The sequence below is a fragment of the Ruegeria sp. F12 genome (genome assembly GCF_056533885.1).
Genome location: NZ_JBQFOV010000009.1, coordinates 45,993 through 68,247 on the forward strand (window position 1 = coordinate 45,993; position 22,255 = coordinate 68,247).

Below are 22,255 nucleotides of genomic sequence, written 5' to 3' on the forward strand. Positions count from 1 at the left end.
TAGACTTTAATATTTTATACGTATACTTAAAAAGCGACAAGAAAGGGAGCCCAAAAGAATCCTCATGGCAAAAAAATCGGTTCTTCTAAGTGCGCATATGGCAACCATGGTCGAGGACGCGGCGCCGTATGGCCTGTGCCAGAACGCAGCAATCGCTGTCGATGGGGGGCGGATCGTCTGGGTGGGTACTCTGGCGGATATGCCCTCGGATTATGCGGATTGGCCGGTTCAGGATTTTGGCGACCGGCTGATCACGCCAGCGCTGATTGATGCGCATACGCATGTGGTGTTCGGTGGCAACCGTGCCGCCGAGTTCGAGATGCGCCTGAACGGGGCCAGCTATGAGGAGATCGCCCGCGCCGGAGGAGGGATTCTGTCCACCGTGACCGCCACGCGTTCAGCCAGCCAAGAGGCGCTGCTGGCAGATGCCCTGACGCGCGTGGATGCACTGCTGGCCGAGGGCGTCAGTTGTATCGAGGTCAAGTCCGGCTATGGCTTGGATGTCGAGACCGAGCTTAAGATACTACGCGTCGCACGGCGGATCGGGCAGGCCCGGCCGGTGCGGGTCAAGACCAGCTTTCTGGGCGCACATGCCGCGCCGCCGGACTACCGCGCGGATCCCGACGCCTATTTGACCAAGGTTTGCATTCCCGCCCTGCGTAAGGCCCATGCCGAAGGTCTGGTTGATGCGGTGGACGGGTTCTGTGAGGGCATAGCTTTCAACCCGACCCAAATCGCCAGGGTGTTCGATGTGGCGCGGGAGCTTGGTTTGCCCGTCAAACTGCACGCCGAGCAACTCTCCAATCTGGGTGGTGCCAAATTGGCCGCAGCCTATGGGGCGCTGTCGGCGGATCATGTGGAATATCTGGATGACGATGGCGTCTTGGCCATGGCGGAAGCGGGTACGGTTGCGGTTCTTCTGCCCGGCGCGTTCTATACCTTGCGGGAAACCCAGAAGCCTCCGGTCCAACTGCTGCGTGACCGAGATGTTCCGATTGCGCTGGCGACGGATTGCAATCCGGGCTCGTCACCTTTGGCCTCGCTTTTGCTGACTATGAACATGGCCTGCACCCTGTTCCGCCTGACACCGGAAGAGGCGTTGGCCGGTGTAACCCGAAACGCTGCGCGCGCTTTGGGGCTGGCGGATACCGGGCAAATTGCGCCGGACCTGCGGGCTGATCTTGCGGTCTGGGATGTTTCTCATCCGGCGGAACTGGCTTATCGCATTGGCTTCAACCCCTTGCACGCGCGCCTGTTTGGAGGATCGGAATGACCGAGCTGACTCTGACCCCCGGCGCGGTCACTCTGACCGATTTGGCGCAGGTGTATTGGCAGGATGCCACCGTGACGTTGGACCCCGCATGCAAGCCTGCGGTCGAGGCCGCAGCCCACCGCGTGCAGGCCGCCGCGCAAGGCGCAGACCCTGTTTATGGTGTCAATACCGGCTTCGGCAAACTGGCCAGCCACAAAATCGCGGCGCAGGATACGTCTACCCTGCAACGCAACCTGATCCTCAGCCATTGCTGCGGGGTCGGTCCCGCAATCTCGCGCCGCGTGACCCGGTTGATGATGACGCTCAAGCTGTCGTCCTTTGGCCGTGGGGCCTCGGGCGTGCGTTGGGATTTGATCGAGCTGCTCCAGCAAATGCTGGCACGTGGTGTGACACCTGTCATCCCGGCGCAGGGATCGGTCGGGGCGTCGGGCGATCTGGCCCCCTTGGCCCATATGACTGCCGTGCTGATCGGTGCGGGTGAGGCCGAGGTGGAGGGGACCGTCCTGCCGGGACTTGATGCGCTCAAAAAGGCCGGATTAGAGCCGATTCAACTCGGCCCGAAAGAGGGGCTGGCGTTTATCAATGGGACCCAGTTCTCGACTGCATTTGCACTGACAGGGCTGTTTCAGGCCTGGCGTGCTGCGCAAAACGCATTGGTGGTGTCTGCCCTGTCGACCGACGCGATCATGGGTTCGACCGCGCCGTTGCGCCCCGAAATCCACACCTTGCGTGGCCATCGCGGCCAAACCGAGGCTGCCAGCGCCATGCGTGCGGTTCTGGACGGGTCGGAAATTCGCGAAAGTCACCGTGATGGCGATACGCGGGTTCAGGACCCTTATTGCATCCGTTGCCAGCCGCAAGTCACGGGCGCGGCCATGGATGTGATGCGCCAAGCGGCGGCCACGCTTGAAGTCGAAGCCAACGCCGCCACCGACAACCCGCTGGTTCTGGAGGACGCGATTGTCTCGGGCGGGAATTTTCACGCCGAACCCGTGGGCTTTGCCGCCGACATGATCGCGTTGGCCCTGTCCGAGATCGGAGCCGTCGCGCAACGACGCATCGCCCTGATGGTCGACCCGGCGCTGAGCTTTGATTTGCCGCCCTTCCTGACGCACGAACCGGGGCTGAACTCGGGCCTGATGATTGCCGAGGTCACAACTGCGGCGCTGATGAGCGAGAACAAGCATCTGGCCAACCCCTGCGTGACGGATAGCACGCCGACCTCGGCCAATCAGGAGGATCACGTCTCGATGGCGGCCCACGGCGCGCGACGGCTGACGCGGATGGTCGAGAACCTGAACTATATCCTGGGGGTCGAGATGCTGTGTGCAGCCCAAGGCGTGGAATTCCGCGCCCCGCTGGTAACAAGCGCCCCGTTGCAGCAGGCCGTAGCCCGGCTGCGCGCCGATATCCCGGCGCTGTCCGAGGACCGCTATCTGGCGCCAGAGCTTGAACAGGCGAAGGTGCTGATTGCCGATGGGTGCGTGTTGGACGCGGTCAAACAGCCCATGCCGGAGTTGTTCTGATGCAGGTGGTCTCGGTCCGGTCCGGTGACAGCCCGATTGTGCTGGGTCAGCCTCATGGCGGAACCCATGTGCCCGATGACATCGCAGCGCGGTTGAACGACATTGGCCGGGGGATTGCGGACACGGATTGGCACATCAACAGGCTCTATGATAGGGTATTTACGGATGCGACGGTAGTGCAGTCCAATATCCATCGCTATGTCATCGACGCAAATCGCGATCCCGACGGTGTGTCGCTCTATCCCGGTCAGAACACGACGACGCTGGTTCCGCTGACCGATTTCGACGGTCAACCGATCTGGGCCGATGGGCAAGAGCCTTCGGCAGATGAAATCGAATCCCGGCGTCACGCCTATCATGCGCCGTATCACGCCGCGCTGCTGCAAGAACTGCACCGCGTGCGCGCGCGTCATGGGGTGGCGATCCTGTTCGATTGCCACTCGATCCGGTCCCGAATTCCGTTTCTGTTCGAAGGGGAATTACCCGTTTTCAACACCGGCACGAATGACGGTCAAAGTTGCGCACGCGTCATCGAACAGGCCGTGCAAGGGGTGGCTGAGGGTGCCGAAAGGATGCCCGCGGTGCTGAACGGACGCTTTCGCGGTGGTTGGACAACCCGCCACTATGGGCAACCAGATCAGAATATCCACGCGATCCAGATGGAGTTGGCGCAGCGCTCTTACATGGACGAAGCGCCGCCATGGACGTGGCGCGCGGACCGGGCTGTGGCCTTGCGGCCTTATCTCACCGACATGCTCACCCGCCTCAATGACCTCGCCCGATCGGGGGCACTGACCAATCAAGGAGCCCAGACATGAGCGATCCACGCAAAAACACCCGTGATATCTATCCGCCCACTGGCCCCGAGTTGAACGCCAAAAGCTGGATGACAGAGGCGCCTTTGCGGATGCTGATGAACAACCTGCACCCGGACGTGGCCGAGAACCCGCATGAGTTGGTGGTTTATGGCGGTATCGGACGCGCAGCTCGTACATGGCAGGATTTCGACACTATTGTTGAGGGTTTGAAGGATCTGGAAGAGGATGAGACTCTGATTGTCCAGTCCGGCAAGCCCGTGGCCATCATCCGCACCCACAAGGATGCACCGCGCGTTCTGATCGCCAATTCAAACATCGTGCCACATTGGGCCAACTGGGATCACTTCAACGAACTCGATAAGAAGGGCCTGATGATGTACGGCCAGATGACGGCCGGTTCGTGGATCTATATCGGCACGCAGGGCATCGTTCAGGGAACCTATGAGACCTTTGCCGAGGCCGGGCGTCAGCACTATGGCGGCGACCTGACCGGCAAGTGGATTCTGACCGGCGGCTTGGGTGGTATGGGCGGCGCGCAGCCTCTGGCGGCCGTCTTTGCCGGGGCTTGTTGTCTGGCGGTGGAATGCAACCCCGACAGCATCGACTTCCGCCTGCGCACCAAATACCTGGATGAAAAGGCCGAGACGCTGGACGAAGCGCTTGAGATGATCGACCGCTGGACCAAAGCCGGCGAGGCGAAATCCGTCGGTCTGCTGGGCAATGCCGCCGAGGTTTTCCCCGAGATCTACCGTCGCATGGCCGAGGGGGGCATGCGCCCCGATATCGTTACCGATCAGACCAGCGCCCATGACCCGATCAATGGATACCTGCCTATCGGCTGGTCCATGGCACAGTGGCGGGAAAAGCGCGAAACAGAGCCTAAGTCGGTGGAAAAAGCCGCACGTGCGTCTATGAAACAGCATGTGGCGGCCATGGTTGATTTCTGGAATGCAGGCGTGCCGACACTGGATTACGGCAACAACATCCGGCAGGTGGCGCAGGATGAAGGGCTGGAAAACGCCTTTGCCTTCCCCGGTTTTGTACCTGCTTACATACGCCCGCTGTTCTGCAAAGGGATCGGCCCGTTCCGCTGGTGCGCCCTATCCGGCGACCCCGAAGATATCTACAAAACCGACGCCAAGATGAAGGAACTGTTCCCAGAAAACGAGCACCTGCACCGCTGGCTCGATATGGCGCAGGACCGCATCGCATTTCAGGGTCTGCCCGCGCGCATCTGCTGGATCGGGCTTGGGGATCGGCATCGCGCTGGGCTCGCCTTCAATGAGATGGTGGCTAATGGTGAACTAAAGGCCCCCGTGGTGATCGGGCGGGATCACTTGGACAGCGGTTCTGTTGCCAGCCCGAACCGCGAGACCGAGGCGATGTTGGATGGCTCGGATGCCGTCAGCGACTGGCCTTTGCTGAATGCGTTGATCAATACGGCCAGCGGGGCGACATGGGTGTCGCTGCACCATGGAGGCGGCGTTGGCATGGGCTTCAGTCAGCACGCGGGTGTGGTGATCTGCGCTGACGGGACCGAGGACGCCGCGCGGCGGCTAGAGCGGGTGTTGTGGAACGATCCGGCCTCGGGCGTGTGGCGGCATGCGGATGCCGGATATGATGCGGCGAAGGATTGCGCCCGTGCGCATGGGCTGCGATTGCCGGGTATTCTGGGCTAGGGCGCATCTGTCCTCTGGCGAAAATGCTGCACCTGCGATATCCCGCAGGTGAGCTTGCCGGAGATTGAAGATGTACGTTGCCACCCTTTTGACCAACCCTGACAAAAATGCGCTGGAACAGACACTGGTCGACTCCCTGCGCAATGCCTGGGGCGGGGGTGACGTTCAGTGGTTGAGCCCGGATGAGGCGGCAGAGTTTTCTCTGGCGGGCCTGCCGGACAATCAGTGGGACGTGTGGGCCGATTTGCAGAACATGGGTGTAGATCTGGTGGTCCAACACGCCGAGGGGCGTCGCAAGAAGATGCTACTGGCCGATATGGACAGCACCATGATTCAGCAAGAATGCATCGACGAACTGGCCGATGAGGCAGGCGTAGGCGAGCGCGTCAAGGACATCACAGCGCGGGCCATGAACGGCGAGCTGGACTTCGAGGGCGCTCTGACCGAGCGTGTCGGGTTGCTGAAAGGTTTGGACGAGGCCGTGATCGACAAGGTCCTGGCCGAGCGTATTACCCTGATGCCCGGCGGCAAGGAACTGGTTGGCACGATGCGCGCGAATGGTGGTTATGCCGCGCTGGTTTCAGGAGGGTTCACGGCGTTTACGTCCAAGGTCGGGGCCGAACTGGGCTTTGATGAGAACCGTGCAAACACGCTGCTGGCCGAGGGCGGTAAGCTGACTGGCGATGTCGCGCGTCCCATTCTGGGACGTCAGGCCAAGGTGGATGCTCTGGAGCAGATTACCGAGCGGTTGGGTCTGTCCGAATCGGATGTGATCGCCGTGGGCGATGGCGCGAATGATCTGGGTATGCTGGGACGGGCCGGAACCGGGGTGGCGCTGCACGCGAAACCTTCGGTCGCGGAACAGTGTGAGGTGCGGGTAAACCACGGAGATCTCACGGCTTTGTTGTTCCTGCAAGGCTATGCACGATCTGAGTTTGCGGCCCGTTAGCACGGCGCGGCTTTCTTTTATTTAACAAAAATGTTAAACAATGGTCATGAACACCCTTCTGACCACATTTTCCGCGTTGTCTGACGCAACGCGATTTTCCATCGTCGAGCAGCTTATGCAGGATGGAGAATTACCTGCCGGAGACCTGATCGAAGGACGCGGTATGTCCGGCGCCGCGATCTCGCGCCATTTGAAACTGCTGCGCGAGGCGGGGCTGGTAAATCAGCGCGTGCAGGGCAGCCAGCGGATGTATTCGATCCGCCCCGAGGGGCTGCGCGCGATTGCGGAGTGGACCATCTCGAAACGTCAATTCTGGGAAAGCAGCCTGGACCGTCTGGGTGATGCAATCGAAAAGGAGACCTCATGGCCGATTTGAAACTGGAGCGCGCTTACCCGCTTGCACCGGACGATCTGTATGCGTGGATCAGCACCCCCAACAAGCTTCTGCAGTGGTGGGGACCCGAAGGGATGCATGTGCCCGAGCACAACCTGGATTTCTCTCGCACGGGTCCGTGGTATTCGGTGATGCAAAATGGCGAAGGGCAGCGGTTTAAGGTTTCGGGTCATGTGACGCATGTCGATCCGCCCAAATCGGTTGGGTTCACATGGGGCTGGCATGACGATCAGGACCAGCGCGGAGCCGAAAGCCATGTGATGTTGGTGGTCGAGGCAGCAGAAGAGGGTGCAAAGTTGATCATCGACCACCGCGAGTTGGGCGATGACGAAATCGCAGCGAACCACACCAAAGGCTGGACGTCGACGCTGAACAAGCTGGCCGCACAGCTGGCCTAGTTTTTCATCACGAAGGCATAAGGGAGGAAATAAATGCCACAGTTTCTATTTGTCTATCACGGTGGTCATACCCCGACCGACCCCGCTGAAATCGAAGCGACCATGGCCGCCTGGGGCGCTTGGTTTGGCGGAATGGGCGAGGCACTGGACATCCCCGGAAACCCGGTTGGCCAGTCTTACACCGTCAGCAGCAGCGGTGTTGTTGACAATGGCGGCGCCAATCCGGCCTCGGGCTTCACAGTTGTCAAAGCCGAAAGCATGGATGCTGCGACCGAGATGGCCAAGGGTTGCCCGATGGTTGTCAACGGGTCCGGCTCGGTCGAAGTGGCCGAGATTCACGAGATTGAGATGTAGCCTTTAGCTGGGGAACCCCGGCGCGGGTTTGATCACGCCGCATTCCAGCCCTCGACGGCTGTATTGCGTGGCGTTCAGAAATTTGCGGGTGGCCGGGTGGTCGGCCTCCAGCACGCCCAAGCTGACCAGAACCGCGGCAATGGCGCATTCGCTGGCGCGGGTGGTGCCGTCGGTGATCTTCAATGCCACGCCCATGCGTTTTTCGGGTAGGATTGCGATGAACACAGCCTCGGCACCGGTTTTGATGGCAACGCGACCACCCATGGCGCGCATCAGTTCGGTGCAGGCGCGGGTTTCACCGGCGACCAGCTCGGGGTGTTTCATCATTGCGGCCGTCAGCTGTTGCGCCGCGTCGCTGGCCCGGTCCGACCGATCCGCGGCGCTGGCAAACCACGCCATCGAACGCGCCAACCCGACCAGCGAGGTCGCAAAGTTCGGGGCTGAGCAGCCGTCGATGCCGTAGGCGGGGCTGGTCTCGCCCGTCGTTTCCTCAAGCGCGGACAGGCAGGCCTGTTGTACGGGGTGGTCGATTTCCAGATATTCCAGTCCGGCGCCCATATGCTGAGCAACGGTCAGAAACCCGCAATGCTTGCCCGAACAGTTATTGTGAATCTGACATGGCGTGTCATCGGCTAATATTAACCCGTCGCGCGCAGCCATGTCCTGTGGCTCTTGCGGGCCGCAGCGAAGATCGGGTTCCGCCAGACCCAGGTGGTCCAACCAGGCTGAGACGCGATCGGTATGAATATGCGCTCCACTGTGCGAGGCACAGGCCAGTGCAAGATGTTCCGAGGTCAGCCCGTATTTCGCCGCTGCACCCGAAGTGATCAGAGGCAGCCCCTGAATCATCTTGGCCGAGGATCGCGGATAGATCACAGCGTTCGGATTCCCCCAACTTTTAACGATCTGGCCGGTATCGTCGCAGATCACCGCATGCCCAAGATGTAGGCTTTCCAACAGCGGTCCGCGCCACAGTTCTGTCATTGGTACGGCTTGTGTCATTAGAACATTCCTTAACATGCGCAAAATTCTGCCAATCGCTCTTTCGCCTGTGGCGAAACCTGCGTTACAGTGTGTATGTCGGCAATCATCGGAAGACGCAACGTACAGACGGATCAGGCAGGGTCCGCACGCATTTCCGGTGGGTATGAGGTAATGGGTCGAGCTAGGAGGCTGGACGATGGGATCAAAGCTTGTCCGCGTGATCGCGGGCCTGTGCATAGCAGGATTGGCAACAACGGCAACTGCACAACAGGCGACGAGCACGAACAGGGTTGCAGCCAAAACGGACTGGAGCGTCTTCGTCGAGGATGACCCGACTGAATGCTGGAGCGTTTCCGCCCCCAAGGAAACCGTGAACACCCGCGGTGGGCGGGTCGTGTCGGTACGGCGCAGCGACATTCTGCTGTTCGTGTTCTACCGCCCCAACGCCGAGGTCAAAGGGCAGGTGACGTTCACGGGCGGCTATCCATTTGCACCGGGATCGACTGTCAATCTTGATATCGACGGCACCAAGTTCGAGCTGATCACCGAAGGTGAATGGGCGTGGCCCGCAACCGAAGGTGAAGACCTGAAGGTGGTCGCAGCCATGAAGCGCGGGACCGAGGCCGTCCTGACGGCGCGCTCGGAGCGTGGGACGCAGACCAAGGACACGTTCTCGCTGCTGGGGTTCACCGCTGCGATTGAAGACGCCGAGACGCGCTGCACCAACTAGACTGGGCATTTGCCTGATCGCTGCCCCGCCAGTCTGGCGGGGTTTTTGCGTTGTGGCAGGGCATTGTGCAGCGTTCTGGAGGCGGCATTCGTATTCGAAATTTGATTCCAGTCAAAGAAATGAATGCAAATATCTGCATGTATAAAGCTCTGAACTAGGGAAGGAGCCCGACATGCAAACGAAATCACTCACCGCTCTCTTGATGATGGTCGCCCTTATCCTGAGTGCTTGCGAGAAAGAGGCCGACACATATCCGGTCACGGGCGAGCAATGCGGGCCGGATGATCCGGTTCAAACGCTGGACGCAACGGATTGCAATATCGTGCCACCGGGCATTTGACGCATGCGGGTCCCATCGTAGCACGGCCATGTCGTCGTGTCTGGGGCTTCGACGCTTTGGGGTAAAACCGGGCCTGTGCTAGTATTGGGCAACCAACAGGGGGCTGCCCGATGCGCTTTGCATTTTTGATTTTGTTTCTGTCTTCCGCTGCCAGTGCTGATCCAACTCTAGAATGTCTGGATGCTGGTTCTCAGATAGAGATTGGCGCATGCGTGGGCGCGATGGAGGACCGCGTCAATCAGGCGATAGATGCAAGTTACAACATTGCCATGCAATCGGCCAAAGAACTGGATGATGTTACCGGACGTGTTGTGGCAGTGCCCGCGTTGGACAGCGCGCAGACCGCGTGGCTGGCTTACCGCGATGCCCAATGCGAGGCTGTTGGCGCGTCGTTCGGTGGTGGGTCAGGTACCGGCATTGGCATTACCGCCTGTCGGGTAGAGTTGGGCCGGGCACGTGTGGACGAATTGCTGCGCTACGCGAATTAAACGCGACGATTTCTTTTGATCTTTGCGCTAGGTCCTATATAGAGGCGCATCCCAAGCCAGAATCCGTTGAGATAGCCCCATGTCGCCCAAAGCGCCGATCACTCAAGACGTCATGACCATCCCCCGCAAGCTGCCCGAGGGGAAGGTTAACCTTGTCGGTCTGACTCGCGACCAATTGCGCACGACGCTGGTCGCACATGGCACGCCCGAGAAACAGGCCAAGATGCGCACCGGGCAGATCTGGCAGTGGATCTATCAATGGGGTGTTCGCGATTTTGCGCAGATGACAAACCTCGCCAAAGCCTATCGGGCCCAACTGGCCGAGAGCTTTGTGATCGAAATTCCCGAGGTCGTAACACGGCAGGTGTCCGAGGATGGCACCCGAAAATACCTGTGCCGCATCGCCGGCGGGCACGAGGTTGAGGTAGTCTATATCCCCGAGGACGATCGCGGCACGCTGTGTATTTCCTCGCAAGTGGGCTGCACGCTGACTTGTTCTTTCTGCCATACAGGCACACAGAAACTGGTGCGCAATCTGACCGCGGCCGAGATCGTGGGTCAGGTGATGATGGCTCGCGATGATCTGGACGAATGGCCCACCCCCGGTGCGCCCAAAGACGAAACACGCCTGCTGTCGAACATCGTTTTGATGGGCATGGGCGAGCCGCTTTACAATTTTGACAACGTGCGCGACGCGATGAAGATCGCCATGGACCCAGAGGGAATTTCCCTGTCCCGCCGTCGGATTACGCTTTCGACCAGCGGTGTGGTGCCCGAGATTGCCCGCACGGCGGAAGAAATCGGCTGCCTGCTGGCGATCTCGTTCCACGCCACTACGGATGAGACCCGCGACGTGCTGGTGCCGATCAACAAGCGCTGGAATATTGAAGAGCTGCTACACGCACTGGCCAGCTATCCCAAGGCGTCTAATTCGGAGCGGATCACGTTCGAATACGTGATGCTGGATGGCGTCAATGACAGCGACGCCGACGCGCATAGGTTGATTGACCATATCAAGCGCCACAACATCCCGGCCAAGATCAACCTGATCCCGTTCAACGAATGGCCAGGCGCGCCTTATAAGCGCAGCTCGAACAACCGGATCCGGGCGTTTGCGAATATCATCTATCAGGCGGGTTATGCCTCCCCCATCCGCAAAACGCGGGGCGAGGACATCATGGCAGCCTGTGGTCAGTTGAAATCCGCAACCGAGCGTGCGCGCAAGTCGCGCAAGCAAATTGCAGCCGAAGCGGGCCTCGACGGATAGTAAGCATAAAATTTGATCGCCCCATAAACAGATTTAATGCGTCTGCGTCTGTCTATTGCATGCGTTTTTTGGTATGTTTGCCAGGTCAAAACTTGGGTACTGCGCTCACATCCATGCACAATGGGGTGAGAGTCGAGTGCCCCGTGATGGCGAGAAGACCCATGGCCGCTATCTAATAGCCACTCACAAGACGTGCGGCGTTTCTGTGAACCGAATTGAACAGATAGGCCATATGAATGTTTGTGCAATTGATACGACAAAACCGCAAAATTCTACTGGGGTTAGGATTGGCAGGCTTGGTGGCGACCGGAGTCGCGGCCCAGTCGAATGGTGAAAACGCGCATCTTGCGATCGAAAACCCGGCGGATCTAACCAAGGAAGAGGCGCTGGGTATCTATGCCTCATTACAGCGCCGGATGGCGCGGGGGTACGCCGCCGCGCAGATGGATGAGCTGCGAAATTATCAGAACTGGCCTTTGTTCAACGATGCGCCCTATATCTCGGAAACCCATGGCAGGCGGTTCGTAAACAGCTATGCCAACCGGATGGCGCACAATTACGGCACGCTGCAACCGGGTGAAAAGCTGCCTTTGGGGTCGGTGTTGGCCAAGGACAGCATGACTGTCACGGATGAGGGCAACACCCATCCCGGCGCCTTGTTCGTGATGGAGAAACTGGCCGAAGGCGCCAGCCCGGATACGGCAGATTGGCGCTATATCATGGTGATGCCGGACGGGTCGGTCTTTGGCGACACGATGGGCGACCGCGCCAGCGCCGTGTCTTATTGCCATGATTGTCACGAGGCCGTGGCGGATAGGGACTATACATTCTACGTGCCCGAAGAGAATCTGGTGCAGAACTGAGCTTTCCTATCGCCCGAACCGGGCGGTGCCGATCACGTCGACCAGGCTTTGCCTGACGGGCTCGGGCTGCGATTCGACGGCGTTCAGCACCTCGCGCAGTTCGGCGCGCAACCCGTGCATCTGGTCGATCAGCGAGATCATCATCGACAGTGCATCTGCTTCCATCTCGTACTGGTCGTGTAACTCGCAGGCCAGCTCTAGTCGGGCCACGTCAAGGCTATGATAGACCAGCCCTTGTTCGGTGCTTTCAGGGATCACGATTTCGGCGGCCAGATACTCGGTCAACCGGGCTGAGGTCAGGCGAGTCACGGTTGCGATCACTTCGGATTCGGTCAGGGTGCGGGTCATGACGGCATTCCTTTGCGAGGATCATAGCGGTGTGTGTCACGCCACGTTTCCATGAAAGCCTTTAGGTCATCGTCGATCTGGTCCGGCATGGCGACGGTCAATTCGATCAGTTGGTCGCCCCGGTCGGAAGAGCCGCGTTTTTTGACCCCTTTGCCCCGCAACCGCAAGGTTTTGCCGCTGCTGGTGCCGGGCGGCACGCTGACGTTGACGCCGCCGTCAATAGTTGGCGCGGGGACTTTGCCGCCCAGAACAGCCTCGTCAATGGTGATGGGCAGGGTAATGTGGATGTCATCACCCTGACGTTCAAACACCGGATGAGGTGCGACTGTCACGGTGACCAGAGCATCACCTGCAGGCCCGTCGCCAAACCCGGGATCCCCCTTGCCGCGAAGTCGGATGGTTTGGCCGTCTGTAATGCCTGCCGGGATCTTAACCTCGATCCGGTCGCCGTCAGGCAATGTCAGTTTCTGGCTGGCGCCAAACACAGCGTCCAGAAAGCTGATCTGCAGGCTGTAGCTGCGGTTATGCCCCGGCGCATGGAACCCCTGACTGCGTTGACCATAGTTGGCGCGCCCGCGCATGAATTCGGCGAAGATGTCCGACATATCGTCCGGGTCTGCCGCGCGCCCGCGATAGGGGTTTCCGGCAGCCTCGGCATAGTCACGATAGTATTGTTGTTGCGGACGCTCCTGGCCCGAGGCGTCAATCTCACCCCGATCGTATTGCGCCCGTTTCTCCGGGTCTTTCAGCAGATCATAAGCGGCGGCTGCGGCTTTGAATTTTGCCTCGGCCTCGGCGTCGCCGGGTTTCAGATCGGGGTGACAGTCCTTGGCGATACGCCGATAGGCTTTCTTGATCTCGGCGTCGCTGGCATCCTTGGCAACACCTAAAACGGTATAGGGATCGTCGCTCATCTCACCTCTCGTCGGTGGGGGTCTGACCTTGATACTTGGGTTTTATCATGCGATTTCAAAGACCCAAAAGAAAGAGGCTTTTGAAATACCTCGCTAAATCGCTTAATCCTGCTAATATCTGCATGTTTTGAATTGATTGCTGACGGAGACTTTAATGACGCGCAGACTCAAGTCCGTTCTGGCCCTGCTGGCTGGGAATGCCATCGGTTTGCTGCTGGCGGCGATCTTGCTGCCTGAATTTGCGATCCGGCCGATCTCGTTCATCGTGGTGGTGATCGTTTTCACGCTTATTCAATTGGTCGCCGAGCCACTGATCCTGAAACTGGGCGCAAAGCGCGCGCCTGCGATCAAGGGTGGCATCGCGCTGATCGTGACCTTTGTCGGCTTGTTGCTAACCGATCTGATCACAAACGGCCTGACTGTGGGCGGGATTTCCAACCTGCTGGCCTCAACCCTGCTGGTCTGGCTGGGGGCGTTGATCGCCAGCATCGTGCTGCCGATCTACGTGTTCACGGAACTACGCGAGCCCAAAAAGTAATCACAACGCGTTAAGGCTGTCGTTGATCGTCTGCCACAATTCCTCGACCGGTTCACACCCGACCGATAGACGGATGAAGGCCGGGTCCACATCGTCGCCCCAGCGCGCGCGGCGTTCGGCTGAACTGTGGACGCCTCCGAAGGATGTGGCAGGACGAAGCATCGGGCAGGCGTTGATGAAGGTTTCGGCTTTGTCTTCACTGTCCAGCGTGATCGACAACAGAAACCCGAACCGCGTTGTCTGCGCTTTGGCCAGCGCGTGCGCGGGGTCAGAGGGCAGACCGGGATAGCGGATAGCTTTCACCGCAGGGTGATCCGCTAGCCGCTCGGCCAGTACCTGCGCCGAGGCGCACATCCGGTCGAACCGCACATCCAGCGTCTCTAGCCCGCGATTCAGCAGCCATGCCTCATGCGGGCCGGGGATCGCGCCAGAGACTTTGCGCCATTCCTCGACCCGCTCCATGATCTGCGGATTGCGGCTGGAGACATGGCCCATCAGCAGGTCGGAATGCCCACCCATCGCCTTGGTGTCCGAGGCGACAACCACATCCACGCCCAGATCCAGCGGGCGCTGGCCCAGCGGGGTCATGGTGGTGTTGTCAGCAATCGTGATCCCTCCGGCTGCGCGTACTGCTTGTGCAATCGCGGGCAAGTCCATCATGTCCAGACCGGGGTTCGAGGGACTTTCGACAAAGACCACATCGAACCCCTCAAACCCGCCCTCAGTGAAACCGGTCGTGGGGCGTTCGGTGACGGACACACCCAGACCCGACAGGAACCGATCCGCCAGCACGCGGGTGACATAGTAGCCGTCGGACGGGATCAGGATGCGCGACCCGGCCTTGATGGTGGCAAACAAAGCGGCGGAAATCGCCCCCATGCCCGAGGGGAACACGAGGCAAGGCGCGTCCTCCAGATGGGCCAGAACATGTTCCAGATGCACCCATGTGGGGTTGTCGACGCGGCCATAGGTCGGCAGGCCATCCGGCGCGCCTGGCAGGTGGTACATGCTGCTTTGCGTGAGCGGCAGCGCCACAGGGTCGCCTGCATTCAGGGCATTGCCGCGCAGGTGCAGCATCTCTCCGGGTTTGGGGGCCATCTCTCAGCGCCCCGGAATGTCGTCGCGGGGCGGGGCGGGTTCCCAGTTCTCGATGATGTCGACAGCCTCTTGTGCGGTGTCTACAAAACGGAACAGGTCCAGATCTTCTTCCGAGATGGTGCCCGCATCCGCCAGTGCCTCCCAGTTGATGACCTTTTCCCAGAACTCTCGGCCAAACAGCAGGAAGGGCACGCGGTCCATCCGGCCGGTCTGGATCAAAGTCAGGGATTCAAACAGCTCATCCATGGTGCCAAAGCCGCCGGGGAAGATGGTGATGGCCCGGGCGCGCATCAGGAAATGCATCTTGCGGATGGCGAAATAGTGGAAGTTGAAGCTGAGTTCCGGCGTCACGTAGAGGTTCGGCGCCTGTTCATGCGGCAGCACGATATTCAGCCCGATGGAACAGCCGCCCGCGTCCTGCGCGCCGCGATTGCCAGCCTCCATCACGCCGGGGCCGCCGCCGGTGACGATCACGTTCTCGCGGCAGCCTGTCTGGTTCGACTTCTCGGTCATCAGCCGGGCGAATTCGCGCGCCTCGTCATAATACTCAGACAAGCCAGCCAGAGTTTTCGTGCGCGCAGTGTGTTTTTGCGACGGTTCCGGGATGCGCGCGCCGCCGAACATGACAATGGTCGAGGTGATCTCGCGTTCGGACATGATCATCTCGGGCTTGAGAAGTTCCAGTTGCAGGCGTACCGGGCGCAGCTCATCGCGGCACAGAAACTCGTCATCGGCAAAGGCAAGACGATAGGCGGGCGAGCGTGTCTGCGGCGTGTCCGGCACCTCGCTCGCGGTCGAGCGGTCGGTCTGCGCGTCGCGAAATGGACTGTGGCGGTCTTCTCTCATATGTGAGGTTTCCCTGCTTGCGTGTTTGCAAAACAGCTATAGGGTTCGCGGTCAGAGCGCCAGTCACGGAAGTACAAGAATGAATTGGAAGAACGAAATTTCAGCAGCCGCAGACCGGATCGCTGGGTACGCACAGGTTACACCCGTGATGGAGAGCCGCGTTCCGGGCTACCCGATTGAGTTGAAGCTGGAGCATATGCAGCACACTGGCAGCTTCAAAGCGCGCGGGGCATTTAATACGTTGCTCAGCATGGATGTTCCCGCGGCCGGTGTCGTGGCCGCATCGGGTGGCAATCACGGGGCAGCGGCGGCCTATGCGGCGCAGACGCTGGGCTATCCGGCCAAGATTTTCGTACCTGAACTGGCGGGTCCGTCCAAAATCGCATTGATCGAACAAACGGGAGCGGACCTGAGTGTTGTGTCCGGCGAATATGCGAACGCGCTTACGGCGGCGCAAGATCATGAGGCGCAGACCGGCGCGATGCAGATCCACGCCTATGACTCGCCGGGCACCGTCGCCGGGCAAGGCACGTGTTTCGCCGAATGGGAGGCGCAAGGCCTACAAGCCGACACAGTTTTGGTCGCCGTTGGTGGCGGAGGGCTGATCGCCGGGGCGCTAGCGTGGTTGCAAGGTGCGCGCAAGGTCGTGGCTGTCGAGCCCGAGACCTCATGCGCTTTGAATGCCGCATTGCAGGCCGGGGAGCCAGTCGATGTCTCGGTCTCGGGTATTGCGGCCAATGCGCTGGGCGCGCGGCGGATTGGATCGATTTGTTTTGGTCTGGCGCAGGGCATGACCTCGGTCTTGGTCAGCGATGCGGCCATTGCCGATGCGCAAAAGCGGCTTTGGCAAGCGCATCGGATTCTGGTCGAACCGGCAGGTGCTGCGGCTTTGGCGGCGTTGATCTCTGGCGCGTATAAGCCCGCGCCGGGGGAAAAAGTGGCCGTGCTGGTGTGCGGGGGCAATATTTCACCCGACCCGCTGATGGGCTGAGAATGCGGCTTGTGATCTTTGGGGTCGGATTTTATCTATTTTTCATGAGCGCGACCATTGCCGACACCATTTACGACAGCCTAAGCCAGCAGATCATAACTGGCGCACTGACCGCTGGGGAAAAGCTGCGTCAGGATCATATTGCACGGGCCTTTGACACCAGTCATGTGCCGGTGCGCGAGGCCTTGCTGCGGTTGCAGGCCCATGGGCTGGCCAAAAGCGAACCCCGTCGTGGAATGCGCGTAACAGCGCTGGACCCGGTTGAGATGCGCGAAGTGATCGAGATGCGCGTCGCGCTGGAGCCTCTGGCGCTGCAATACGCGGTACAGAACCTGACACCTAATGCCCTGGTACGTGCAGAAGAGGCGCGACTTGCCTGTGATGCGGCTGAAACCATGCCGGAATGGGAAGCCAGAAATCGCGCCTTTCATCGTGCCATTCTGACGCCCTGCGGGTTGCCGCGTTTGCTGCGTACAATCGACGATCTGCACATCGCCAGCGCGCGCTATCTGTTCGCGCATTGGCGGCCGAAATGGGAGCAGCGGGTCGACAGCGACCACGCCGCGCTGATGCAGGCGATCCAGAAGAAAGACACGGCAGGGGCAGTTTCAATTTTGGTGCGTCATATCAGGCGGGCAAGCTAGACGGCCCGCAAAACACCGCAGTGTCGATGTCCTGACGTAAACGCACCCGCCTTCGTCGCATTGCGTCATTGTTTTCGGCTGCGTATAGGCAACACCAACGTGAACAGATTCGTCAGGGAGCCCCGAAATGTCCAACGCGCAACTGGAAGCCGCCATCGAAGCCGCATGGGAGGCACGCGATACCATCACCCCCGCCACCACCGGCGAAACACGCGAGGCCATCGAAGACACGCTGAACGCGCTGGACAGCGGCACGCTGCGTGTTGCTGAAAAGCTGGACAGTGGAGACTGGCACGTGAACCAGTGGGCCAAGAAAGCGGTCTTGCTGGGCTTCCGCATCAAGGACATGGAAATCCAGACCGGTGGCCCACAGGCCGGTGGCTGGTGGGACAAGGTGGACAGCAAGTTCGCCGGTTGGGGTGAGAACCAGTGGAAAGCCGCAGGCTTCCGCGCCGTGCCCAACTGTGTGGTCCGCAAATCAGCCTACATCGCGCCCGGCGCGGTTCTGATGCCGTCTTTCGTGAACCTCGGCGCCTACGTTGACGAAGGCACGATGGTCGACACGTGGGCCACCGTTGGGTCCTGCGCGCAGATCGGCAAGAACGTCCACCTGTCGGGCGGCGTCGGCATTGGTGGCGTGTTGGAGCCGATGCAGGCCGGCCCGACCATCATCGAAGACAACTGCTTTATCGGAGCCCGGTCGGAAGTGGTCGAGGGCTGCATCGTCCGCGAAGGCTCGGTTCTGGGCATGGGCGTGTTCATCGGCAAATCAACCAAGATCGTCGACCGCGAAACCGGTGAGGTCACCTACGGCGAAGTGCCGCCCTATTCGGTGGTCGTTGCTGGCTCTATGCCGACCAAGAACAACATCAGCCTCTATTGCGCTGTGATCGTGAAGCGGGTGGACGAAAAGACTCGCTCGAAAACCGGGATCAATGAACTGCTGCGCGACTAAATAAACCCCGCGCCAGTCGAATACAGGCCGCAGCCCCGCGCTGCGGCCTTTATTGTTAGCCCTTGACCGGATAGCGGTCGGCTTCCTCGAACACGTCGATCACCCGCGACCCGGCCTTAATCTTACCGCCATGTTCCACACCTGAAGGGATCGAGTAACTGTCGCCGGGTCGGTAGATGCGTGTCTCATCCCCGATGGTCAATTCGATCTCGCCTTCAATGACCGTGCCCCATTGCGCCTTGTGCGAATGCATGGGCAGTTCGAAGTCTTGCAAAAAGGTAAAAAATGCCACCAAACCGGCGTCCGAGCGGATCACGGCGGATTGTACCACGTCCTCGGGGAACGGGACGTCGAGGCTGGGAAAATTGGTAATGAAATCTGGATAGGTCATATGGCCCCCTCTTGGCTGATGGCGTCACTATGGCCAGATGCCCGCCTTCATGCAATCGCTTGACCGGACAGGGGCGCGCAGCTATGGCCCCCAACATGGAAAAGCAAAAGAAACCCTCCCGTCAGCAAGTTTACACTCTGCTTGTGCAGATCGGCCGCAAAGAAGGCGATGGCCTGCCCGAAGGCGCGACCGGGGCGGCGTTGATGTGCTTTGCCAGCGGTGTGGATGAGGCCGAGGCGGTGCGCGAAACCGTAGCGATCCTGAAACAAGCCGACACCGCGCCTTTGGACGTGACCGGCTATGGCACATTGGCCGAGCGCGAAGCGCAGGGCCACGACATCGACCCGGATGAGCGTGCCCTGATGCAACGTGCGCTGGACGAGAACGCGGTCATTGTTGCTCAGATGACGCCGTTTTTCGGGGATGAAGACGCGGTCTAGTTCCGCGCGCCGAACCACTTTCGGTAAATCTCGTCATAGGTGCCGTCTTCGCGCAGGGCCAGCAATGCCTGATTGACGTCTTCCACCAAGGGCGAGCCGGTCGGGAAAACGATCCCGTAGTTTTCGCGCAGGAAAATACCGCCGGTCATCGAAGCGAACCTGCGCCCCTGATGCGTGGCATAGTAGGACAGGATCGGGGCATCGAACACGACGGCGTCCAAATCTTCGGCCTCGAACGCGGCCAGTAAGGGATCAAGACTGTCATAGCCTGCAAACTCGATCTCGCGCCGGTTCAGGAAACTGGCAGCGGTCGAGCCCGAGATCGTGCCGACCTGCTTGCCATAAAGGTCATTGACCGAATTCACGTTGCCGCTGATCGCATCCACCGTCATGACCGAGGTGATGCGCGCAGTGAACACCGAAACGATGAACAGGGACGACACCACCAGCACCACGCCCAGCAGGCGGCCAAAGGGGGTGCGCGGCATCCGTTCCTCGAACCCGCCATTCACGACTAGATTAAGCGCCCACCAGAAGGACGGAAACCATGCCTCATCTAGCTTGCGGTCGAAATAGGGCTGCGAGCGGCGCTCGAACACCCACATCAGCATCCCTCCGCCCAGCAGGATGGCAAAGGCCAGCCCGATGGCGATGAACAGCTCAACCGACAGCAAGGCTTGCAGCAGAGACGGGCGTCGCACCGCGTCCGAGGGAACCATGATCTGCAAACCGGCCTCGAAAATCGGTTGGCTGAAATCCATCTGCGTTTCACGCGCGGCGGTGATCGAGATATTGGCGATGGCCAGATCAGACGTGCCGTCTTGCACCGCAACCAGCATGTCGCCGAAGCCGTCCACGCGGTCGATCTCGTAGTCCCAGCTCAGGGCCTCGGCCAAAGCAGCCAGCAGGTCCATCGAGAATCCCACATCCGCCCCATCCTCGACATATGAGAACGGAGGACGGGTCACGGTGGTGACCGACAATGTCTGCGCCTGGCTTTGCTGTGCGAGAACCGCGAAAGTCAGGCAGATCCATGTGACAAGAATGCGAGTCATCAAAATTACCTGTTTCGCGGCCCTGTAACGCGAATTTATCGGGTGGGACAAGGTGGTCGCTGGGTCACACCTGATGTTTTGTTGGGGTATCACCCCGAGAGTTCTGTCAAAAAACGAGGTGAAGTGGCCGACTCAGGGGTTGGCAATTGGGCCAATTCGTTGAATCTGTGCGCGAACCTGCGTGTGAGGAATGGGAAAGGGGCAAAGATGACAGACCCGGTAGAGTTGACGGCGGAGCTGATCCGTTGCCCATCGGTCACACCCGAGGAGGGCGGAGCGCTGGTTCTGCTGGAAAATCTGCTGTCCGGCGCAGGCTTTGACTGTACCCGCGTTGATCGCGGTGGGGTCAGCAACCTGTTCGCCCGTTGGGGCGACAAGGCGCATCCGCGTAGTTTTGGTTTTAACGGCCATACCGATGTTGTTCCCGTCGGCGATGAGGCCGCATGGACCACGCCGCCCTTCGGGGCGCAGGTGAAAGACGGTGTGATGTATGGGCGTGGCACCACGGATATGAAGTCCGGCGTGGCGGCCTTCGCTGCTGCCGCGGTTGATTTCGTGCGCGACACACCCCCCGATGGGGCCGTGATCCTGACCATTACAGGCGATGAAGAGGGCGACGCGCTGGACGGCACGACCGCCCTGCTGGACTATATGGACAGCGCCGGGGAAAAGATGTCGGTTTGTCTGGTTGGTGAGCCGACCTGCCCGAACACAATGGGCGAGATGATGAAGATCGGGCGGCGTGGCTCGATGAATATCTGGTTCACCGTGACCGGGGTTCAGGGCCACGCGGCCTATCCGCACCGCGCCAAGAACCCGATGCCCGCAATGGCGCGGCTGATGGACCGGTTGGCCAGCCACGAGTTGGATCAGGGTACGGACCATTTCGACGCCTCAACACTGGCCGTGGTGACGATCGACACGGGCAACTCGGCAACCAACGTGATCCCCGCGCAATCTACTGGGGCTGTGAATATCCGGTTCAATGATCTGCATTCCGGGGCCAGCCTCAGCGATTGGTTGCGGGCCGAGGCCGCTGCCGTGGCCGATGAGTTCGGGGTTGAGATCGACCTGCGCATCAAGATCTCGGGCGAGAGCTTTTTGACCCCGCCGGGGCCCCTGTCCGCACTGGTCGCCAAGGCGGTTGAGGCGGAAACCGGTGTGGTGCCCGAGATGTCGACCACGGGCGGCACCTCGGACGCGCGATTTGTGAAAAATCACTGCCCGGTGGTGGAATTCGGGCTGGTGGGCCGCACGATGCATCAGGTGGACGAATGCGTCGAGGTAGCCCAGATCGAACAGCTCAAGGCGATTTATACGCGCATCCTGCGGGACTATTTCGCCTGAGATGCAGCGCACCCTTGTGATCATGGTCAAAGAGCCGCGACCGGGTCGGGTGAAAACCCGGCTGGGTCGGGATATCGGCATGGTTGGTGCAGCGTGGTGGTTTCGCCATCAGACCCGAAACCTGATCCGGCGGCTGCGCGACCCGCGCTGGCAGATCGTGCTCGCGGTTTCGCCCGACCGCGAAGGGCTGACCAGCCGCATCTGGCCCACCGACCTGCCGCGCGCAGCGCAAGGGCGGGGAGATCTGGGTGACCGGATGGGGCGAATGTTGCGCGGGATGCCAAAAGGACCCGTCTGTCTGATCGGGGCGGATATTCCGGGCATCACGCGTAGCCATATTGCCCGCGCGTTCACAGCGCTTGGCGGAGCGCAGATGGTGTTCGGCCCTGCGCCCGATGGCGGGTATTGGCTGGTGGGCGCGCAAAGAAACGGTGCGCTGCCCGACGGTCTATTTAGCAATGTGCGCTGGTCCACCGAACATGCACTGGCGGATACGCTGGCATCGATCCCCGGCGCGCGGGTGTCGCTGCTGGACCCGTTGCGTGATGTGGACACGGTGGCGGATCTGAAACCCTGAACCGTTTTTGGTCATGACGCCGTCGCACGCCCGTGTTACGCCAAATAT

At 60.3% G+C, this 22,255-nt stretch carries 27 protein-coding genes; 20 read left to right on the forward strand and 7 right to left on the reverse strand.

Going from position 1 to position 22,255, the window contains the following annotated elements; translation table 11 throughout:
- The first annotated feature begins 64 nt into the window (after positions 1 to 64).
- The 8 genes from hutI to ACR0CA_RS13185 all read left to right on the forward strand — a co-directional run bounded on the left by hutI (position 65) and on the right by ACR0CA_RS13185 (position 7,391).
- On the forward strand, positions 65 to 1,273 hold the full coding sequence (gene hutI / locus ACR0CA_RS13150) for an imidazolonepropionase (protein ID WP_480899484.1): 1,209 nt from the start codon (positions 65 to 67) through the stop codon (positions 1,271 to 1,273).
- Complete coding sequence (hutH, locus tag ACR0CA_RS13155) at positions 1,270 to 2,799, forward strand: histidine ammonia-lyase (RefSeq protein WP_480899486.1); 1,530 nt, start codon at positions 1,270 to 1,272, stop codon at positions 2,797 to 2,799. Before hutI ends, hutH begins: the two co-directional genes overlap by 4 nt.
- A complete protein-coding gene (gene hutG / locus ACR0CA_RS13160) occupies positions 2,799 to 3,617 on the forward strand; it encodes an N-formylglutamate deformylase (RefSeq protein ID WP_480899487.1) in 819 nt (272 codons plus the stop codon). The genes hutH and hutG overlap by 1 nt, the downstream gene beginning before the upstream one ends.
- Positions 3,614 to 5,296, forward strand: a complete 1,683-nt coding sequence (hutU, locus tag ACR0CA_RS13165) for a urocanate hydratase (protein WP_480899489.1) — start codon at positions 3,614 to 3,616, stop codon at positions 5,294 to 5,296. The genes hutG and hutU overlap by 4 nt, the downstream gene beginning before the upstream one ends.
- Before the next feature lie 70 nt (positions 5,297 to 5,366).
- Positions 5,367 to 6,245, forward strand: a complete 879-nt coding sequence (gene serB, locus ACR0CA_RS13170) for a phosphoserine phosphatase SerB (protein WP_480899491.1) — start codon at positions 5,367 to 5,369, stop codon at positions 6,243 to 6,245.
- A gap of 46 nt (positions 6,246 to 6,291) precedes the next feature.
- Positions 6,292 to 6,621, forward strand: coding sequence for an ArsR/SmtB family transcription factor (locus ACR0CA_RS13175; RefSeq protein ID WP_480899493.1), 330 nt, complete (start codon positions 6,292 to 6,294; stop codon positions 6,619 to 6,621).
- A complete protein-coding gene (locus ACR0CA_RS13180) occupies positions 6,609 to 7,037 on the forward strand; it encodes an SRPBCC family protein (RefSeq protein ID WP_170783122.1) in 429 nt (142 codons plus the stop codon). The genes ACR0CA_RS13175 and ACR0CA_RS13180 overlap by 13 nt, the downstream gene beginning before the upstream one ends.
- 33 nt (positions 7,038 to 7,070) lie before the next feature.
- Entirely contained in the window at positions 7,071 to 7,391 is a 321-nt protein-coding gene (locus tag ACR0CA_RS13185; protein ID WP_480505175.1) for a YciI family protein, read from the forward strand.
- Between the two features lie 3 nt (positions 7,392 to 7,394).
- On the opposite strand, the gene ACR0CA_RS13190 is transcribed toward ACR0CA_RS13185, so the two are convergent.
- The gene (locus tag ACR0CA_RS13190) at positions 7,395 to 8,393 is read right to left on the reverse strand and encodes an asparaginase (protein WP_480899495.1); all 999 of its coding nucleotides are present in this window, start codon (positions 8,391 to 8,393) and stop codon (positions 7,395 to 7,397) included.
- 178 nt (positions 8,394 to 8,571) lie between these two features.
- Here ACR0CA_RS13190 and ACR0CA_RS13195 point away from each other — a divergent pair, with 178 nt between their 5' ends.
- The 5 genes from ACR0CA_RS13195 to ACR0CA_RS13215 all read left to right on the forward strand — a co-directional run bounded on the left by ACR0CA_RS13195 (position 8,572) and on the right by ACR0CA_RS13215 (position 12,063).
- Positions 8,572 to 9,105 (forward strand): invasion associated locus B family protein, encoded by a 534-nt coding sequence (locus ACR0CA_RS13195; RefSeq protein ID WP_170774923.1) that lies wholly within the window; start codon positions 8,572 to 8,574, stop codon positions 9,103 to 9,105.
- A gap of 172 nt (positions 9,106 to 9,277) precedes the next feature.
- On the forward strand, positions 9,278 to 9,445 hold the full coding sequence (locus tag ACR0CA_RS13200) for a hypothetical protein (RefSeq protein WP_170774922.1): 168 nt from the start codon (positions 9,278 to 9,280) through the stop codon (positions 9,443 to 9,445).
- Between the two features lie 110 nt (positions 9,446 to 9,555).
- Positions 9,556 to 9,933 carry a lysozyme inhibitor LprI family protein gene (locus ACR0CA_RS13205; protein ID WP_170791317.1) on the forward strand — a complete coding sequence of 126 codons (378 nt, stop codon included), beginning with the start codon at positions 9,556 to 9,558 and terminating at the stop codon, positions 9,931 to 9,933.
- Positions 9,934 to 10,012: 79 nt separating this feature from the next.
- Positions 10,013 to 11,200, forward strand: coding sequence for a dual-specificity RNA methyltransferase RlmN (rlmN, locus tag ACR0CA_RS13210; RefSeq protein WP_170783118.1), 1,188 nt, complete (start codon positions 10,013 to 10,015; stop codon positions 11,198 to 11,200).
- Positions 11,201 to 11,436: 236 nt separating this feature from the next.
- Positions 11,437 to 12,063: a cytochrome P460 family protein gene (locus ACR0CA_RS13215; protein WP_480899498.1), complete on the forward strand. Its 627-nt coding sequence runs from the start codon at positions 11,437 to 11,439 to the stop codon at positions 12,061 to 12,063.
- A gap of 6 nt (positions 12,064 to 12,069) precedes the next feature.
- Here the strand turns inward: ACR0CA_RS13215 and ACR0CA_RS13220 are convergent, their stop codons facing one another.
- Together ACR0CA_RS13220 and ACR0CA_RS13225 are read right to left on the reverse strand one after the other, a co-directional pair.
- Entirely contained in the window at positions 12,070 to 12,411 is a 342-nt protein-coding gene (locus tag ACR0CA_RS13220; protein ID WP_480899500.1) for a hypothetical protein, read from the reverse strand.
- On the reverse strand, positions 12,408 to 13,325 hold the full coding sequence (locus ACR0CA_RS13225; RefSeq protein ID WP_480860203.1) for a DnaJ C-terminal domain-containing protein: 918 nt from the start codon (positions 13,323 to 13,325) through the stop codon (positions 12,408 to 12,410). The genes ACR0CA_RS13220 and ACR0CA_RS13225 overlap by 4 nt, the downstream gene beginning before the upstream one ends.
- Before the next feature lie 154 nt (positions 13,326 to 13,479).
- Here ACR0CA_RS13225 and ACR0CA_RS13230 point away from each other — a divergent pair, with 154 nt between their 5' ends.
- Positions 13,480 to 13,863: a hypothetical protein gene (locus tag ACR0CA_RS13230; protein ID WP_480899502.1), complete on the forward strand. Its 384-nt coding sequence runs from the start codon at positions 13,480 to 13,482 to the stop codon at positions 13,861 to 13,863.
- Here the strand turns inward: ACR0CA_RS13230 and ACR0CA_RS13235 are convergent, their stop codons facing one another.
- Complete coding sequence (locus ACR0CA_RS13235) at positions 13,864 to 14,961, reverse strand: cystathionine gamma-lyase (RefSeq protein WP_480899504.1); 1,098 nt, start codon at positions 14,959 to 14,961, stop codon at positions 13,864 to 13,866.
- Positions 14,962 to 14,964: 3 nt separating this feature from the next.
- Positions 14,965 to 15,807 carry an LOG family protein gene (locus tag ACR0CA_RS13240; RefSeq protein WP_480860199.1) on the reverse strand — a complete coding sequence of 281 codons (843 nt, stop codon included), beginning with the start codon at positions 15,805 to 15,807 and terminating at the stop codon, positions 14,965 to 14,967.
- Positions 15,808 to 15,886: 79 nt separating this feature from the next.
- On the opposite strand from ACR0CA_RS13240, the gene ACR0CA_RS13245 reads away from it, so the two are divergent.
- From ACR0CA_RS13245 to dapD, 3 genes are all read left to right on the forward strand, one after another.
- The gene (locus ACR0CA_RS13245) at positions 15,887 to 16,798 is read left to right on the forward strand and encodes a threonine/serine dehydratase (protein ID WP_480505187.1); all 912 of its coding nucleotides are present in this window, start codon (positions 15,887 to 15,889) and stop codon (positions 16,796 to 16,798) included.
- 44 nt (positions 16,799 to 16,842) lie between these two features.
- Positions 16,843 to 17,442, forward strand: a complete 600-nt coding sequence (locus ACR0CA_RS13250) for a GntR family transcriptional regulator (protein ID WP_480505189.1) — start codon at positions 16,843 to 16,845, stop codon at positions 17,440 to 17,442.
- 127 nt (positions 17,443 to 17,569) lie between these two features.
- Positions 17,570 to 18,397, forward strand: a complete 828-nt coding sequence (gene dapD, locus ACR0CA_RS13255) for a 2,3,4,5-tetrahydropyridine-2,6-dicarboxylate N-succinyltransferase (protein WP_170783112.1) — start codon at positions 17,570 to 17,572, stop codon at positions 18,395 to 18,397.
- A 55-nt stretch (positions 18,398 to 18,452) separates the two neighbouring features.
- Here dapD and ACR0CA_RS13260 read toward each other — a convergent pair whose 3' ends face one another.
- Positions 18,453 to 18,788: a cupin domain-containing protein gene (locus ACR0CA_RS13260; protein ID WP_170791301.1), complete on the reverse strand. Its 336-nt coding sequence runs from the start codon at positions 18,786 to 18,788 to the stop codon at positions 18,453 to 18,455.
- A 95-nt stretch (positions 18,789 to 18,883) separates the two neighbouring features.
- Between ACR0CA_RS13260 and ACR0CA_RS13265 the strand changes: the two genes are divergently transcribed.
- A complete protein-coding gene (locus ACR0CA_RS13265; protein WP_170775019.1) occupies positions 18,884 to 19,228 on the forward strand; it encodes a hypothetical protein in 345 nt (114 codons plus the stop codon).
- Here the strand turns inward: ACR0CA_RS13265 and ACR0CA_RS13270 are convergent.
- Positions 19,225 to 20,283 (reverse strand): transporter substrate-binding domain-containing protein, encoded by a 1,059-nt coding sequence (locus ACR0CA_RS13270; protein ID WP_170783110.1) that lies wholly within the window; start codon positions 20,281 to 20,283, stop codon positions 19,225 to 19,227. The two genes, ACR0CA_RS13265 and ACR0CA_RS13270, sit on opposite strands and share 4 nt — an antisense overlap.
- A 207-nt stretch (positions 20,284 to 20,490) precedes the next feature.
- On the opposite strand from ACR0CA_RS13270, the gene dapE reads away from it, so the two are divergent.
- Both dapE and ACR0CA_RS13280 read left to right on the forward strand, forming a co-directional pair.
- On the forward strand, positions 20,491 to 21,630 hold the full coding sequence (gene dapE / locus ACR0CA_RS13275) for a succinyl-diaminopimelate desuccinylase (RefSeq protein ID WP_480899508.1): 1,140 nt from the start codon (positions 20,491 to 20,493) through the stop codon (positions 21,628 to 21,630).
- Between the two features lies 1 nt (position 21,631).
- On the forward strand, positions 21,632 to 22,207 hold the full coding sequence (locus ACR0CA_RS13280; protein ID WP_480899510.1) for a TIGR04282 family arsenosugar biosynthesis glycosyltransferase: 576 nt from the start codon (positions 21,632 to 21,634) through the stop codon (positions 22,205 to 22,207).
- Positions 22,208 to 22,255 lie beyond the last annotated feature (48 nt).